Annotated in this window: 17 protein-coding genes; 7 read left to right on the top strand and 10 right to left on the bottom strand. The window is 69.0% G+C overall.

Translation table 11 applies throughout. The features are described from left to right. Window positions 1-80: 80 nt before the first annotated feature. The 3 genes from ACZ6N8_RS06225 to ACZ6N8_RS06215 all read right to left on the bottom strand — a co-directional run bounded on the left by ACZ6N8_RS06225 (window position 81) and on the right by ACZ6N8_RS06215 (window position 2,916). The gene (locus ACZ6N8_RS06225; protein ID WP_466007944.1) at window positions 81-1,859 is read right to left on the bottom strand and encodes an AIPR family protein; all 1,779 of its coding nucleotides are present in this window, start codon (window positions 1,857-1,859) and stop codon (window positions 81-83) included. Window positions 1,860-2,192: 333 nt separating this feature from the next. After that, window positions 2,193-2,318 (bottom strand): hypothetical protein, encoded by a 126-nt coding sequence (locus tag ACZ6N8_RS06220; protein ID WP_466007942.1) that lies wholly within the window; start codon window positions 2,316-2,318, stop codon window positions 2,193-2,195. Window positions 2,319-2,424: 106 nt separating this feature from the next. Beyond that, entirely contained in the window at window positions 2,425-2,916 is a 492-nt protein-coding gene (locus tag ACZ6N8_RS06215; RefSeq protein ID WP_466007940.1) for a hypothetical protein, read from the bottom strand. A gap of 142 nt (window positions 2,917-3,058) precedes the next feature. On the opposite strand from ACZ6N8_RS06215, the gene ACZ6N8_RS06210 reads away from it, so the two are divergent. Beyond that, complete coding sequence (locus ACZ6N8_RS06210; protein WP_466007939.1) at window positions 3,059-3,730, top strand: HAD family hydrolase; 672 nt, start codon at window positions 3,059-3,061, stop codon at window positions 3,728-3,730. A 38-nt stretch (window positions 3,731-3,768) separates the two neighbouring features. Here the strand turns inward: ACZ6N8_RS06210 and ACZ6N8_RS06205 are convergent, their stop codons facing one another. The 3 genes from ACZ6N8_RS06205 to ACZ6N8_RS06195 form a co-directional block, all read right to left on the bottom strand. After that, entirely contained in the window at window positions 3,769-4,320 is a 552-nt protein-coding gene (locus ACZ6N8_RS06205) for a DUF6886 family protein (RefSeq protein ID WP_466007937.1), read from the bottom strand. Window positions 4,321-4,664: 344 nt separating this feature from the next. Next, entirely contained in the window at window positions 4,665-5,369 is a 705-nt protein-coding gene (locus ACZ6N8_RS06200; protein WP_466007935.1) for a dihydrofolate reductase family protein, read from the bottom strand. Between the two features lie 165 nt (window positions 5,370-5,534). After that, the gene (locus ACZ6N8_RS06195) at window positions 5,535-5,678 is read right to left on the bottom strand and encodes a hypothetical protein (RefSeq protein WP_466007933.1); all 144 of its coding nucleotides are present in this window, start codon (window positions 5,676-5,678) and stop codon (window positions 5,535-5,537) included. 95 nt (window positions 5,679-5,773) lie between these two features. Here ACZ6N8_RS06195 and ACZ6N8_RS06190 point away from each other — a divergent pair, with 95 nt between their 5' ends. Then, window positions 5,774-6,652: an LLM class flavin-dependent oxidoreductase gene (locus ACZ6N8_RS06190; RefSeq protein WP_466007931.1), complete on the top strand. Its 879-nt coding sequence runs from the start codon at window positions 5,774-5,776 to the stop codon at window positions 6,650-6,652. A 10-nt stretch (window positions 6,653-6,662) separates the two neighbouring features. Here ACZ6N8_RS06190 and ACZ6N8_RS06185 read toward each other — a convergent pair whose 3' ends face one another. Genes ACZ6N8_RS06185 through ACZ6N8_RS06175 form a run of 3 tightly spaced genes read right to left on the bottom strand, consistent with a single transcriptional unit; the run spans window position 6,663 to window position 8,768 of the window. Then, a complete protein-coding gene (locus tag ACZ6N8_RS06185) occupies window positions 6,663-7,094 on the bottom strand; it encodes an ASCH domain-containing protein (RefSeq protein ID WP_466007930.1) in 432 nt (143 codons plus the stop codon). 48 nt (window positions 7,095-7,142) lie between these two features. Continuing rightward, complete coding sequence (locus tag ACZ6N8_RS06180) at window positions 7,143-8,183, bottom strand: questin oxidase family protein (protein WP_466007928.1); 1,041 nt, start codon at window positions 8,181-8,183, stop codon at window positions 7,143-7,145. Between the two features lie 33 nt (window positions 8,184-8,216). After that, the gene (locus ACZ6N8_RS06175; RefSeq protein ID WP_466007926.1) at window positions 8,217-8,768 is read right to left on the bottom strand and encodes a phosphoribosyltransferase family protein; all 552 of its coding nucleotides are present in this window, start codon (window positions 8,766-8,768) and stop codon (window positions 8,217-8,219) included. Between the two features lie 188 nt (window positions 8,769-8,956). On the opposite strand from ACZ6N8_RS06175, the gene ACZ6N8_RS06170 reads away from it, so the two are divergent. From ACZ6N8_RS06170 to ACZ6N8_RS06155, 4 genes are all read left to right on the top strand, one after another. Next, window positions 8,957-9,589 carry a septal ring lytic transglycosylase RlpA family protein gene (locus ACZ6N8_RS06170; protein ID WP_466007924.1) on the top strand — a complete coding sequence of 211 codons (633 nt, stop codon included), beginning with the start codon at window positions 8,957-8,959 and terminating at the stop codon, window positions 9,587-9,589. A gap of 101 nt (window positions 9,590-9,690) precedes the next feature. Continuing rightward, window positions 9,691-10,818: a PP2C family protein-serine/threonine phosphatase gene (locus ACZ6N8_RS06165; protein WP_466007922.1), complete on the top strand. Its 1,128-nt coding sequence runs from the start codon at window positions 9,691-9,693 to the stop codon at window positions 10,816-10,818. 130 nt (window positions 10,819-10,948) lie between these two features. Then, window positions 10,949-12,805 carry an acyl-CoA dehydrogenase gene (locus tag ACZ6N8_RS06160; protein ID WP_364369896.1) on the top strand — a complete coding sequence of 619 codons (1,857 nt, stop codon included), beginning with the start codon at window positions 10,949-10,951 and terminating at the stop codon, window positions 12,803-12,805. Window positions 12,806-13,090: 285 nt separating this feature from the next. Continuing rightward, window positions 13,091-13,360 carry a DUF6458 family protein gene (locus ACZ6N8_RS06155; protein ID WP_030332052.1) on the top strand — a complete coding sequence of 90 codons (270 nt, stop codon included), beginning with the start codon at window positions 13,091-13,093 and terminating at the stop codon, window positions 13,358-13,360. Between the two features lie 40 nt (window positions 13,361-13,400). On the opposite strand, the gene ACZ6N8_RS06150 is transcribed toward ACZ6N8_RS06155, so the two are convergent. Continuing rightward, complete coding sequence (locus ACZ6N8_RS06150) at window positions 13,401-13,940, bottom strand: SixA phosphatase family protein (protein WP_466007920.1); 540 nt, start codon at window positions 13,938-13,940, stop codon at window positions 13,401-13,403. A 112-nt stretch (window positions 13,941-14,052) separates the two neighbouring features. Between ACZ6N8_RS06150 and ACZ6N8_RS06145 the strand changes: the two genes are divergently transcribed. After that, window positions 14,053-14,337, top strand: coding sequence for a DUF6458 family protein (locus tag ACZ6N8_RS06145; protein WP_364369889.1), 285 nt, complete (start codon window positions 14,053-14,055; stop codon window positions 14,335-14,337).

The following is a 14,337-nucleotide window of genomic DNA, read 5'->3' as shown; positions in this document are numbered from 1 at the left end:
AGGTGTCCCCGACAGCACGGCGCTGGTCGAGTGAAGGCGTTCAAACTCGGGCCATTAGCGGGCGAGGGTAGGCACTCGAATCATTCCAGGCTGCTCGCATCAACGCCCCCGGCCTTGGTATTAGTCGGCTGCGACGTTCGCCGATGAGCGGCTGCCTTCGTCAGCAGATATTCCGTGAAGCGTTGAGCCTTCGTGGCACGTTCAAGGATTACGCCCTCTGTCTGAAGATAGGCGTTCGACCACTCCTTCAACCTGCTAAACAGATCGCGCAGGTCATCTTCCTTCACTTCGAGATCATCTACTGCAAGCTGCCGCAAAAGCTCAGGAGTGCGGACCGGGCCACCGTTTAACTTCTCCACAACCAGCATGGATAGATGGAACTTTAGATTGCTTTTCTCCGAGACTGTCGCTTCGGAGCCGAGCGACAAAATGAAAGTATCGGCCTTTCGCTGAAGTCGCGCCGCCCAGTAGTAAATCTCAAGCGGTATCTTGTCGTTGAAGACACTCTTGTAGTCCTCATTGTTCTTTAGTAGCGAGGACGGCTTGCCGCGGGACTTGTCTGGCCTCGCCAGGCCCATAGCCGTGATAGCGGCACCCAACATTGGGATGCTAATGATCCGGGCTGGATCTTTTCCGTCGTTCTTGTAGAAGTTTTTCCGGCGGTCATAGAACCAGCCGTGCGCCAAAAAGTAGTTCTCTATGTTCCGTTGGATTTCGTCGGTTGCGCGCAGCGATGAGTCAGATACTGCGGTTTGCCGGTTGGTTGCCTTGATAACTTGGTCTCTGGTGGCAATGTCATCGGTGACAATTATTCGAACCAGCAACATCCGATCACGTGAGGTGGTCGGGTCATCTGACAGAACTCGATAAATTTCATGGCTGGTCTGCAAGCCATTGACGACTTGGATGTTCTCCAACGAATAAGTTTTCCCCGCACTGGTAGCAGCGCTGCACAGAATAGTCACGCCGTTGTTCAACCACCAGAACTCAGGGCCAGTCTCATTGGTCAAAGACCTGCGGATGTCCTGATTGACCGAGACGTTACCCTCGTAGTCACGCACGTTGTCGTCAAAAAGGTGCCGCCTCAGCCTGCCGCGTTCGTCTACTATCAATTCGTAGTAGTCGGGGAGCTTCACCAGAGCCACGTGGGAATTTCCGCTCGTTGCGGCCTCCTGGTACTGCATGGGTAACGAGTATGTTGGCCGCTCATTATAGAGCGCCACCAGTTCGGCCGCCCCCACTAGCTCGACGGAAGTGCCCGAATTATCTGGGACTGCATTCCCAAGAAACGAGCGGAGCGCGTTTAGCTTGACCTCGACTTGCGGATTTACGCCTTGGGCGTTTCCCGGCGTCGCGTAGGCGACGTTGACGCGGATTTTCGGCCGCCGTGTGAGCAATTTGCGCCACGCTGAACGAAACAAATTGAACTTAGCGATCACCTCCTCGTTGTAAAGGTCTCTAAGCTCGTTCAATTCTATGGTGAGATCGAGAAACCTTCTAAGACTGTTCTCAAGCTTGTCTATTGCGGTTTCTTCGAACTTTGCGGAACGCTTGGTCTGGATGACCCAGAGTTCCAGCGTTCGACCCTGTCCGAAATGGCTTGGCTTCGCACCCGGCGCGACGATTTCCGAATCGTCGCGAACCAGGGTGTCATCGAAGAACACGTAGACTGAGTCAATTGCGCCGTCCTGTCCGCCGCCTACGACGCCGGATTGAACGTCTTCGAGGCTGAGGCCATAGTCTCTCAGCACCAACTCCGAGGCGAAAATCTCGAATGCGGTGCCCGGATCGAGGCTGGGAAAGCTCTCGGTGCGCCACGCATCGAAGATCTGCAAGATCAGCTTCTGGGCGTTTGTCACTGACGCCAAGGATGATCACCCCACCCGTCGTCCGGAGTCGTAGGCGGACGATATCAGCCGGGCACGGCGATCGCCCCCGGCGCGTTCCTCGGTGCCGGGCCATTAGCGGGCCATTAGACCAGGTCGCCGAGGGTCACTCCAGGCCACTGGGTGGGTCGCTGTCCTCGTCGGACGAGCCGCCACATCCTGATCTTGTACGGTTCCCAAGCTGACAGTGCGGGTTCGATTCCCGTCACCCGCTCCAACGTGAAGGCCCTGGCCAGGACGACAGTCCCAGCCAGGGCTTTCGATATTGCTCGGGCCACGAGCACCCGACGGGCCATCCACGGGCCACTAGGCACGCTTCTTGCCCTTGGCCTTCGGCTTGTCCGATGGGCCGGCCACCGCCTTCTTGGCCTTCTTCCGCTCGGCCTTCACCGCGTCGCTCACTGCCTGGCGCGACCGATGTGCAGTCCACAAGCGAGCCGGGGTAACGCGCTTGTACGTTGGTCGTGGTAACACCGTGGCATTGATTCAGTGGAAATGCCATATTTCTGCTCGCGACCGGCCGGCGTGGCGAGAGCGGTTACGTCAGGAGTTGGATGCGGGGTGCCTCGTGGCTGTGGGCGATGGGCTCGGAACAGTGCTCGCACCTGTGCGCCTTGGGGCGGACGGTGTTGGACTGCGTCGAGAAGGTGCCCGACTGGACCGGTTCCGGGCAGAGGTAGCCGAGGTGCAGCCTGACCCACGGGACGCCTGTCAGGGCGAGTGATGGCTGGTTCCGTTTGGCGTCGTGGAAGGGCGACCACCAGTAGTCGACCACCACCCGCAGGAGGGTCCTTTTCTGCTCTGAGGTGCGGTCGAAGGCGGAGATCCGGGCAGCCGCCGGGTGCTGGCCGGTCCGGCTGTCGCCGGAGCATGTGCCGTGTTCCGCGCCGTGTTGCAACCCCGTCGTACGGCCGGTCCTTCGGCAGATGAAGCAGTCGAGGCTCAGTTCGACGTCGCCCGTCCAGTGCAGGTTGTGGAAGGGCGAGTCGCTGACAGCCAGCACAGCCGTGACTTCGACGGATCGCAGCATGGCTCGATCCTGTCAGTGTGGGGCTTGGCAGTGCAGTGTCGGCAACCGCTTCGTCGAGTGGGATGCGCCGCCCTGGCCGTCGTGCTCACCGGCGGCTACCGGCGGGCAGGTAACGGCCTGATGATCTCAGTAGCATGCGCGGATGCCCCAGCCAGTGGTCTTCGACCTCTTCCACACCCTCGTTCACGGCGCCGATGACGAGCGTGACCGGGTGGTCGGCGAGATGGCGCTCATGGTCGGGGTGGCTCCGGCCGCTCTGGTCGCGGCGTACCACGCCACCTGGCGGGACCGGCTGGTCCGGTGGGACGTGGAGGAGACACTCCGCATCCTCGTCGGACGTCTGGGCGGCACGCCGACCGACGAACAGGTGACGCGGGCCGGGGAGCATCGGCGGGACCTCGCGCGCCGCGTACTGGGCGGTGTCTCGACCGCCACCATGGACGTGCTCGACGCGCTCCGTGCCGACGGGCATCCGCTGGCCCTCATCAGCAACGCCACCTCGGAGACCGCCGAGGCATGGCCGCGGAGCCCGCTCGCCAGCCGCTTCGACGTCGCGGTCTTCTCCTGCGAGGTCGGGTTGGCCAAGCCCGATCCGGTGATCTACCACACTGCCGCTGAGCGGCTGGGCGTCGCGCCGGCAGCGTGCGTCTACGTGGGCGACGGCGCAGACGGCGAGCTGGCCGGGGCGGCAGCGGTCGGCATGACAGTGCTGAGGACCACGGAGCACAACGACACCGACCCGAGCTGGGGCGGGCCGGCGTTCGCGGCCCTTGGCGACCTGCCCACCCTGCTGCACCAGCCGTCCCGGGGGTAAGGCGGACTGCCCGGGACCGTCAACGGCGCCGCACCCTGTTACTCGTCGCTGCGGCAGGGGCGAGGGTTGGCGTTGCGCAGCCGGATGCCGCTGAAGCCGACCGAGCTGTCGGTCACGACATCCCAGAAGGGCCAGAGGTTGTCCAGCACCCGAAGCTGGATTCCCGCTTCCGCGTGGCACCGCAGAAGATCACCCACCGGTTCGGGTGGGCCGAGGGGTGTCACGGGCTCGACGGCCACGAACGCGTGCGGTTCGGGCGCGCCGAAGGGTCGGAAGCGGTCGGCTGGCAGCCGGTACGCGAACAGTCGCGCCTGCCGCAGCGCCTCCAGCCAGCCGTACTCGATCGCATGGACCCGCTCGCCGCAGCCCGCTCCGATGACACGGTCACGGTCCTCCCGGGAGGTGGTGGGCAGCACCCAGGCCATCGCCCGTGGGCATTGGCGCGGGAACCAGTAGTCGGGAGCCCGGTCGTGGTCGACGGCCCACACGTAGGCGTCCGGCTGCTGAGCGGTCGCGGCGACGTGCGGGATGAACCGTGTGATCGTCGGGTCCTCCGAGAAGTGCAGCACCTGCCCGGGCTCCGGTCGCATGCTGTTGTCTCTACCCGGCAAGGGTGCCCGGCTCAACGAGATTCTCGCGATCCGCGCCGTGGGAGGGATGAGCTGGGTCGATACTCAGCGTGGCTGTGGATGACCGGCGAGTTTTCCACAGGGCTGTGTGAGTCCGTCAGCAGAGCGGCATGCTGCGTTCCCGTTTGGTGCGGGGCGATGGGAGGCAGCAGTGTCGGACAGGCAGAACAGCGCTGACGGTGAAGGTCGGGGTCGGTCCGCGCGGGAGTGGATCCGCGACATCACCGGGCTTGTCGCTGCCCTCGCTGGACTGGTGGCAGCCGCAACGACGCTGTTCGTCACGGTGACAGGTCGGTGAGTCCCCGTCAGTTCGTGGTGACCGTCGGGCCACCGCCGCTGCCCCTGTCGTCGAGCACCAGCGGGGCGGGGCCGTTCACCTCGTACCTGATGTGGGTGACCTGCGGGGTGTGGATGACCCGGGTGGGCGTCAGCTCGATCGCCTCCTTGTCGCCGAGGTCGAGGTCCGCGTCGAACAGCCGCAGGCCGGTGCCGAGCACGACGGGTACGACGTGCAGCTCCAACTCGTCGAGCAGGCCCGCCTTGAGGACCTGCCGGACGAGGCTGCCGCCCCCGGCCACCGCGACGTTCTTACCGCCGGCTGCGGCGCGCGCCTGCTCGACGGCGCTGGTCACGCCGTCGGTGACGTAGGTGAAGCTGGTGCCGCCGCTGCGCTCCAGCGTCCCGCGGGGGCGGTGGGTGACCACGAAGACGGGCGCGCGGAACGGCGGCTCATCGCCCCACGGGATCTCGCCGCCGTCGGCCATCCGGCGGCCCATCACGTACGCGCCGGCCGCCTCGAACGTCTCGGCGACCACCTCGGAGTTGGTGTCGTGTTCCCCGCCGGCGAAGCCCTGCCGCTCGCGCCACGACATCGCCTCGGTCACCCAGCGGGTGACCCGGAAGAATCCGGCGCTCTCGGCCGAGTCCATCCAGTTGCCGTCGCCTGTGAACTGCGGGCCGGCGTAGAACCCGTCGGCCGACACCGAGAGCTGTGCGGTCACCTTCGTCATCGTTCGTTCCTCTCCTCGGGTGGCACCCGCGACGGGTGCCCGCTCGGGGATGGGTCGGATCCGTCGGGGGCGTCCCGACAGGACGCGACTGTGGTGCTCGTCACAGGATAGGTGACTGCCCCCCGCGGTCGAGGATCGCCGCCTCGATCCGTAGCCCGACGCCGGTCAGGACGAGGAGGACGACCAGAATGTGTGGTTGAGCCCGTCGTAGTCCGATGTCAGCGTGACCAGTGAGGTCATGAAGCCTGCCACCACCGACACGGTGCCGAGTGCTCGAACTGTGCCGACCCGCTGCGACCGCATATCCACAGCGGGACGCTAGCGACAGGCGGGCATCGACGGTGCCCCGCTGCGGCTTGCCCGAAGCGCGGGCGTGCATATCCGACGCGGCTAGGCTGGCGATCATGCGGATTGGCATCGTGATCCTGCCGGATCAGCGTTGGGCGCAGTCGCGGAGTCGCTGGCGGCAGGCCGACGAGTGGGGCTTCGACCACGCCTGGACGTACGACCACCTGGGCTGGCGGGATCTCGTCGACGGCCCCTGGTTCGACTCGATGGGTACGTTGACCGCCGCCGCCACGGTGACCGAGCGGATCCGGCTGGGCACCCTCGTGGCGTCGCCGAACTTCCGCCACCCGGCCGCGTTCGCCAGGCAGATCACGACGCTGGACGACGTGTCGGATGGCCGGCTGCTGCTGGGTCTGGGCGCGGGCGGGATCGGCTTCGACTCGGCGGTGCTGGGCGGCGAGACGTTGCCGCCGCGTCAGCGGGTCGACAGGTTCGCCGAGTTCACCGAGCTGCTGGATCTGATCCTGCGGGAGGACGGCACCACCTGGCGGGGCGAGTGGTTCGCCGCGGTGGACGCCCGCAACAATCCCGGCTGCGTGCAGCAGCCCCGGGTGCCGTTCGTGGTGGCCGCCAACGGGCCACGGTCGATGCGCCTGGTGGCCCGGTTCGGTCAGGGTTGGGTGACCACAGGCACCGATGCCGACGACGTGAAGGGCTGGTGGGACACCGTGTCGGCGCTGTCGGCGCGGATGGACCGCACGTTGGACGAGGCCGGCCGCGATCCGGCCACTCTGGACCGTTACCTCTCGCTGGACGCGGCGCCGGTGTTCTCGCTCAGCAGCGCGCAGTTCTTCGCCGATCAGGTCGGCCGTGCCGCCGACCTGGGTTTCACCGACGTGGTGACGCACTGGCCGAGGGCCAGCAGTTGGTACGCCGGTGACGAGGCGGTGCTGGTGGACGTGGCGACCCGGTTGCTGCCCGCGCTGCGGGGCTGAGGCCCTACCGTCAGGTGCCGAGGTCGCCGCCTGCCACGCCGCCCTCGCCGCCGGAGACGAGCCGCAGCCGCAGGCACACGATCGGCGTGTCGTCGTCGACAGGGGTCCCGAGCCGCGCCCAGTAGGCCGAGTGGCCGGCCCGCCACTCCTCGATCGACCGGTCGCCCTCACCCTCGGCGCGGGCGAACTCCCAGGGCACGTCGCCGAAGCGGACCACCTCGACGCCGGTGATCTCGACGACGCCGGCCAGCGCGTCGTCGTCGTCGACGAGTGCCACCCGCTCGCCGACCCGCTCCACCTCCTCGCCCTCCTCTTCGTACTCGGCCAGCCGGCCGGCGGTGGCGGTCTTCACGCCGGCCAGCACGAGGGTGTTGAGGGTCGTCCGTAGCTCGCCGGGGGTGCCGAGGGCGAGGGTGCGCAGTTCACCGATCCGAGGCCACATCCTGCCGAGGCTAGGCGAGCGCGGCCCGGCTCGCCGCCGCAATCTTGCTCAGATCAGCTGCCCGGCGTAGCCGGCGGCGGTGAGCAGCCGCTCGTCGCCCGTCGCCGCGTGTGCGTCGAGGACCGCGTCGGCAAGCTTGACCACGTGCTCGTCGCCGTGCCGGGCCGCCCGGGCGAACACCTCCGCCGGTGTCGCGGCGGTCACGGTCGGCGGCGCGATCCCGTCGGTCGGGGCGTACACCGAGGTCATGGCCGCCGTCGCGGCCCAGGCCGCGGCGAGGCTCGGCGCCCACAGCGCCCGGTCCAGTGCCGGCAGGGTACGCAGCACCGCGGTCGGCGCGGTCACCGCGTGCACGAGCATGACAGGCGACGCGTGCCCGTAGCGCAGGTAGTTGAGGCCCGCGCGGTGCACGAGCGTGGTGAGCCCCCGCTGCGCCTCGGCCGGGGTCCGCGCGGGGCGCAGCGCCGCCAGCGCCGGCTCCCACTGGGGTACGCGGGCAAGCCGACCCAGCCGGTCCCGGACGCCCCCGCTCTGGTCGTCGATCCGGGGCACCCCGGCCAGCGTGGCGTCGACGTCCACCTGCTCCCGCTCGGCGGTGGGGTCGGCGACGAGCCGGTCGGCGCCGGGGACGGGCTGCCACCGGGCCGCCCAGTAGCCGAGGGCCTGCGCCAGTTCGGTGATCCGGTGGGGGGTGGTGTCGTCCGCTTCGAGCGCGCGTACGGCGTGCCCGACCCGGATCACACCGTGGGTGGCGCCGGCCGCGATGCCCGGCAGCAGTCGGGGCCACCAGGTGCCGAGCACCTCTCGCCAGGGGTGTTCGCGCAGTTCCCTGTCGAAGTGGGCCAGCCAGTCGCCGGCCCGCTTCGCGTCGCCGAGCGCCGTCCGCCAGTCGTCGATGGGATGCAGGCCCCGAGGTAGCTCGTCGAGCCGGCCGAGGTACCCGTCGAGCCAGCGGTGCACCCGCTGCTGGTGCCCGTGCCGGGCCAGCGCCTCGACCGCCATCGGCCCGTGGTTGGAGAGCCAGCCCTCGTATTCGGGGCCGGTGCGGTGCAGCCGTTCGTACGCCTCGTCGAGGATTCCGTCGCTCATGGTTCGATCGTCGAAGATGAACCGAGCTTGAGGTCAACCCGGCAGATCCGCTCCGGTGATCAGACCGGTGATCCGTAGCGTGGCCGCGACCTCGGGTGGGCAGTCCAGGGCCACCACAGCGGCGCCCAGCACCTCGGCGCCGCGCGCCGCGCAGATGTCGTGGAGCGCGTGGATCTGCGCCCCGGTACGGACCCAGTCGTCCACCACCAGGACCCGGTCGTCGGGGCCGAGGTGCCGGTCCCGCACGGCCAGCTCGACCCGCCGACCCCGGTAGTCCGGCGGGCTCTGCGCCCAGGTGAGCGGGCCGGCCGGCAGGCGTCCGTCGCCGGGTTTGTGCGCGGCCACGAAACCGACGCCGAGGGCTGTGGCGGCCAGCGGGCCGAGCAGCAGACCGGTGACCGCCGGGGCGAGCACCACCGTCGGTCGGGCCGCCCGGTACGGCGCCACCAGGGCCGGTCCCAAATCGGCCAGGACGCCCGGGTCGCGCCACCAGCCGGAGATGTCGCTGACCAGGTGGCTGGTACCGGGGCCGGGATCGATCCACCGGAACAGGGCGGCCAGGCGTTCGGTCAGCTCACTGGGCATCCGCCCATCGTGCGGCACGGGCGCTCGACACAGCCGCACCGGGGCCGGTCGACCCATGCCGGCTCGGATGATCGGCTACACGTACCAGGGTAAATGCGGGCATACCACAATGATCACGTTGACGTCGGAAGTGCTTCTCTCGTTACGGTCCGAGCCGGTTTGTTCAGTCGACGAAAGGAACCGGGCCGGTGGCAGGCAGGCACTCCCGTACCCGCATCTTCTCCTCTCCGGCGGGCATCGCGGCCACCGCGGCAGTCGGCGTCGTCCTCGCCGTCGGAGGCACAGTCGGTGCCGTCCAGCTGACCTCGGGTTCCGAGCCGGCGGGCCAGGCGGCCCTCGAGTTCACCCCGACCACCGCCCCCAGCAGCCTCGACGCGACCAGCCCGGCGGCCTCCCCGAGTGCCAGCGCCTCGCCGAGCGCGACGGCCAGCCCCTCGCCCAGCCGGTCGGCGCACGCCGCCTCCCGGGCCAAGGCCCGCACCGCCTCCCCGAAGCCGAGCCCCACCGCGAAGAAGACCACGGCTGCGGCGAAGGTGCTCCAGAGCGGTTCGTGCGGCGCCTCGTTCTACTCCGACGGGCAGCTCACCGCCAACGGCGAGTCGTTCAACCCGAACGAGCTGACGGCGGCGCACAAGACGCTGCCGTTCAACACCAAGGTCCGCGTGACCAATCCGAACAGCGGCAAGTCGGTGGTGGTTCGGATCAACGACCGGGGTCCGTTCATCGACGGCCGTTGCCTGGATCTCTCCCGGGCCGCGTTCGCCACCATCGCGTCGGTGGACGTGGGTGCGCTCACCGTCCGCTACGAGGTGCTCGGCTGAGTGGTTCGGTTCCCGCCGATCCGGCCGGACACCCGGGCCGGCCGGTCAGAACCTCCTCGGACGACGGGCCAGGTTCATTCACGCGCTCACGTGGATCAGGCATGCTGTCCCTCGTACCCACGCGACTCCTCCAGTCGGGCCGCCGCCCGCTGAGCCCCGGATCCCGCGCCGGCCTCGGCGCGGCCCTCGCCCTGCTCGTGATCGTCTCCGGGCTTGAGGCGGCGGACGGTCGGGGCGCGCACTACATCGCACTGCTGGCGGCTGCGCCGGTCCTGGCCGCCGCCCTGGCGTCCTGGCGGGTGGTGCTGGGCGTGGGCGCGGCGGCGGCAGTGCTCGGGGTCGGCTTCGCCGTCATCGAGCCGAAGATGGAGCTGGTCACCTCGGTCAACGTGGTCGCCGTCGTGCTCGGCACCGGCCTGGCCGTGGCGGTGGCGGCGGTACGACAGCGGCAGGCCGTTCAGATCGCCGAGCTGTCCAAGCTCGCCTCGGTGGCCCAGCAGGCGGTGCTGCGTCCACTGGGCCCGCAGGTCGGCACGCTCTCGGTGGCCGGTCGCTACATCTCCTCGACGGCGACCGCCGAGATCGGCGGCGACCTGTACGAGGCGATCGACACTCCCTACGGCGTACGCATGATCATCGGTGACGTGCGCGGCAAGGGGCTGGACGCGGTGCGGTTGGCGAGCATCGTCCTCGGCTCGTACCGGCACGTGGCCTACGAGCGGGCGGACCTGCGGGCCGTCGTCGCCGACCTGGACCGGGCTGTCGCCCGCAACGTCGGCGACGAGGACTTCGTGACGGCGGCGCTGGTCGAGGAGCGGGGTGGCACGCTCACGATCGTGAACTGCGGGCACCCGCCGCCGCTGCTGCTCCGCCGGGGCGCGGTGATTCCGCTGGAGCCGCCGGCGCCGGCCCCTCCGCTCGGGTTCATGCCCGTGGTCCGCCCCCGGGTTGAGCGCCTGGAGCCCGGCGACCGGCTGCTGCTGTTCACCGACGGTCTCGGTGAGGCGCGGCGGGACGGCGAGTTCTTCCCCACCGCCGACCGGGCCTGGCGGCTGCTGGGGCACGGCACCGTAGCCGACGGGCTGGCCTCGCTGGAGACGGCCCTGGTGGAGTGGGTGCAAGGCCGGCTCGATGACGACATCGCCCTGGTCCTGATGGAGTACGTGGGTGCCCGCACCGGCGCCGCTGCGGCCGTACCGAGCTGGGAGGTCGGCGCGGCCGAGAGCTGAGCGCCCCGTTTGTTACAAGCGTGTGTGTAATCGCTGTCACTCGGTTGATCTGCTTGTCGCTGCCTACCCGCGAGTAATACAGTGTGGGTTACTGATCGGTAACACCTGTCCGGAAGCGGGGCCAGCGAGCATGACCCACTACAAGAGCAACCTGCGGGACCTTGAGTTCAACCTGTTCGAGGTCTTCGGGGCGGACCAGGCGTTCGGCCAGGCACCGTACTCGGAACTCGACGCCGACACCGCCCGCACGTTCCTCGCCGAGCTTGACCGCCTCGCCCGCGAGGACCTGGCCGCCAGCTACACGGACAGCGACCGCAACCCGCCGGTGTTCGACCCGGCCACGCACACCGCGCCGCTGCCGGCGTCGTTCAAGAAGTCCTACCAGGCGTTCATGGACTCCGAGTTCTGGCGCCTGGACCTGCCGCCGCACCTGGGTGGCACCACCGCACCGCGCGCCCTCTGGTGGGCCCTCGCCGAGCTGGTGCTCGGCTCGAACGCCCCCATCTGGATGTACGCCTCGGGCCCGTCCTTCGCGCACGTGCTGGAGGTCGAGGGCACCGAGCAGCAGAAGCGGTGGGCCAAGCTCTTCATCGACAAGCAGTGGGGCTCCACCATGGTGCTCACCGAGCCGGACGCCGGCTCGGACGTCGGTGCCGGCCGCGCCCGCGCCATCCAGCAGCCGGACGGCTCGTGGCACATCGAGGGCGTGAAGCGCTTCATCACCTCGGGTGAGCACGACCTCACCGACAACATCGTGCACTACGTGCTGGCCCGCCCGGTGGGCGTGGAGGGCCACGGCGGCCCCGGCACCAAGGGCCTGTCGCTCTTCGTCGTGCCGAAGTTCCACTTCGACGAGACCACCGGCGAGCTGGGCGAGCGCAACGGCGTCTACGCCACGAACGTCGAGCACAAGATGGGCCTGAAGGTCTCCAACACCTGCGAGCTGACCTTCGGCGAGCACGGCGTACCGGCCAAGGGCTGGCTGCTGGGCGACAAGCACGACGGCATCCGCCAGATGTTCATGATCATCGAGTACGCCCGGATGCTCGTCGGCACCAAGGCGATCGCCACCCTCTCCACGGGCTACCTCAACGCCCTGGAGTACGCGAAGAACCGGGTGCAGGGCGCCGACCTGATCCAGCAGATGGACAAGACCGCGCCTCGGGTCACCATCACCCACCACCCGGACGTGCGTCGCTCGCTGCTGTTGCAGAAGTCGTACGCCGAGGGCCTGCGCGCCCTGGTCCTCTACACCGCCACCTGGCAGGACAAGGTGGCGGTCGCCGAGGCGGCCGGTGACGAGAAGGCCACCAAGCTGGCCAAGCGGGTCAACGACCTGCTGCTGCCGCTGGTCAAGGGCGTTGGCTCGGAGCGGGCGTACGAGCTGCTCGGGCACGAGGCGCTGCAGACCTTCGGCGGTTCCGGCTTCCTCCAGGACTACCCGCTGGAGCAGTACGTCCGGGACGCCAAGATCGACACCCTGTACGAGGGCACCACCGCCATCCAGAGCCTCGACCTGATCTTCCGCAAGATCGTTCGGGACAACGGCAAGGCGCTGATGGCGGTCGCCAGCGAGATCCAGGAGTTCATTTCCTCCGAGGCCGGCAACGGCCAGCTCAAGGAGGAGCGGCAGGCGCTCGGCAAGGCCCTCGGCGAGGTCCAGAACATCCTCGGTGTCATGACCGGGTGGCTGGGCGAGGCGCAGGGCGGCGAGGCCCGCGCGCTCTACAAGGTCGGGCTGAGCAGCCGTCGGTTCCTGCTGGCGATCGGCGACCTGGTGGTCGGCTGGCTGCTCCAGAAGCAGGCCGACGTGGCGCTCAAGGCCCTGGCCGGCGAGGTCTCCGCCAGCGACAAGGCGTTCTACACCGGCAAGGTGGCCGCCGCGCGCTTCTTCGCCCGCGAGGTGCTGCCGCGCATCGGCGCCGACCGGCGGATCATCGAGGGCACTGACCTCGACATCATGGACCTCCCGGAGGAGGCGTTCTGACCGTTCCACGGCATGCCTGAGGTTCCGGGTTCGCACCACCTGGCACCTACGGCCGGCGGCCGGCGGGGGCACTTCGCCCCGCCGGCCGTCGCCGTCTCCGCACCCGGGCCGTAGCGGCCCGGCGGTTTCGCCTGGCGCGCGTCGGCTGTCGGGGTCGGCGGGACCGGGGCCCTGTGGGCGGGTATTCGCGGCGTCGCGTCGGATAGGCCGGTGCCGTGGCGGGTAACCGTCGCGTGACCACGAAGGTGAACGCCCAGAGCCACCGCACGGGGGAGTGCAGCGCACATGGGTGTAGGAAGCGGAATCTTTCTCATCGCGATCGGCGCGATCCTGACCTTCGCGCTGAGAGCCAACGTCTGGTGGATCGACGTGCGGGCGGTCGGCTGGGTGTTCATCCTGGCCGGGCTGGCCGTCCTGCTGACCACCCTCTGGTTCTGGCAGGACCGGCGTAAGCGGGCCCGGACCCTCATCGTCGAGGAGAACCGGCTCTCCCATCCGACGGCGATGATGCCGCCGCCGCCCGACCCGCCGCCGCCGACCGCGCCACCCTCCTGAGCGGCCCACCCTGAGCCACCCGTCGTCCTCGGCGGGTGGCTCAGCCTCGTGCGGTGTGCCGGGCGGTGAGCCGCGCCCCGGCCGGGCCCAGATCCGCCCAGGCGCTGGTGCTCGTGTGCACCGCCGACTCGGCGGTCCGCAGACCCTCCTCGTCCGTACCCTCCGGGTCGAGGAACCCGGACAGCAGCGAGATGCCCGGATTGTGGGCGATCAGCAGCGCCGTCCGGGCCGCCGGGTCGACGGTCCGGACGAGCGCCAGCAGTTCCTCGGGATGGGCGTCGTACGCGCCCGGCTCGTAGCGGACGGTCGGGCTCGGCCCGGTCGGCCCGCCCTCCGGCGGTGCGCCGGTCATGCCCATCGCCACGCCGTGCCAGGTCTGCCGGGTACGCCGCGCGGTCGAGCAGATCACCACGTCGGGCAGCAGCCCGTGGTGGGCCAGCCACGCGCCGGCGGCTGCCGCGTCGGCGTCCCCGCGCGGGCTCAGTGGGCGGTTGGCGTCGTCCGCGGCGTCGCTGCCCTGCTCGGCTTTCGCGTGCCGGAGCAGCACCAGTGTCCGTGTCTCGGCGTGGGCGTCCGTCATGTACCCAGCTTGCCCGATTGGCGATCTCCGTGCCGGGGTAAGTCGATGGATGCCGCACCCCTACCGACGGCCGCGGCGGGCAGTACGCCAGGTTAGAGCCGAGGAGCGAAACATGGGCATTGGTGGCAGCATCTTCCTGATCGCGCTGGGCGCGATCCTCGCATTCGCCGTGGAAGCCGACATGGGTTGGCTGAACCTGTCAGTGGTCGGCTGGGTGCTGATGTTGGCCGGTGTAGCCGGCCTGCTCACCACCCTCTACTTCTGGAACAGCCGCCGCCGGGTGGTGGCCGCGCCGGTGCGCGAGGAGCGTGTCGTGGCCGACCGGGTGGTGCCGGTCCAGGACGACCGCGTCGTGCAGGAGTACCGCGAGGTGCGTCGGCCGGGTCCGCCGGCCTGA

The sequence above is a fragment of the Micromonospora sp. NPDC047521 genome (assembly GCF_055587305.1).
Note: the sequence above shows the minus strand (reverse complement) of the source record. Positions and strands in the feature narration are given on the sequence as shown.

What these genes read in the sequence shown, in the direction of transcription:
- ACZ6N8_RS06215 (WP_466007940.1), bottom strand. Translation starts at nt 2,916, where the DNA reads ATGCTGCGATCCGTCGAAGTCACGGCTGTGCTGGCTGTCAGCGACTCG.
- ACZ6N8_RS06210 (WP_466007939.1), top strand. Translation starts at nt 3,059, where the DNA reads ATGCCCCAGCCAGTGGTCTTCGACCTCTTCCACACCCTCGTTCACGGC.
- ACZ6N8_RS06205 (WP_466007937.1), bottom strand. Translation starts at nt 4,320, where the DNA reads ATGCGACCGGAGCCCGGGCAGGTGCTGCACTTCTCGGAGGACCCGACG.
- ACZ6N8_RS06200 (WP_466007935.1), bottom strand. Translation starts at nt 5,369, where the DNA reads ATGACGAAGGTGACCGCACAGCTCTCGGTGTCGGCCGACGGGTTCTAC.
- ACZ6N8_RS06190 (WP_466007931.1), top strand. Translation starts at nt 5,774, where the DNA reads ATGCGGATTGGCATCGTGATCCTGCCGGATCAGCGTTGGGCGCAGTCG.
- ACZ6N8_RS06185 (WP_466007930.1), bottom strand. Translation starts at nt 7,094, where the DNA reads ATGTGGCCTCGGATCGGTGAACTGCGCACCCTCGCCCTCGGCACCCCC.
- ACZ6N8_RS06180 (WP_466007928.1), bottom strand. Translation starts at nt 8,183, where the DNA reads ATGAGCGACGGAATCCTCGACGAGGCGTACGAACGGCTGCACCGCACC.
- ACZ6N8_RS06175 (WP_466007926.1), bottom strand. Translation starts at nt 8,768, where the DNA reads ATGCCCAGTGAGCTGACCGAACGCCTGGCCGCCCTGTTCCGGTGGATC.
- ACZ6N8_RS06165 (WP_466007922.1), top strand. Translation starts at nt 9,691, where the DNA reads ATGCTGTCCCTCGTACCCACGCGACTCCTCCAGTCGGGCCGCCGCCCG.
- ACZ6N8_RS06160 (WP_364369896.1), top strand. Translation starts at nt 10,949, where the DNA reads ATGACCCACTACAAGAGCAACCTGCGGGACCTTGAGTTCAACCTGTTC.
- ACZ6N8_RS06155 (WP_030332052.1), top strand. Translation starts at nt 13,091, where the DNA reads ATGGGTGTAGGAAGCGGAATCTTTCTCATCGCGATCGGCGCGATCCTG.
- ACZ6N8_RS06150 (WP_466007920.1), bottom strand. Translation starts at nt 13,940, where the DNA reads ATGACGGACGCCCACGCCGAGACACGGACACTGGTGCTGCTCCGGCAC.
- ACZ6N8_RS06145 (WP_364369889.1), top strand. Translation starts at nt 14,053, where the DNA reads ATGGGCATTGGTGGCAGCATCTTCCTGATCGCGCTGGGCGCGATCCTC.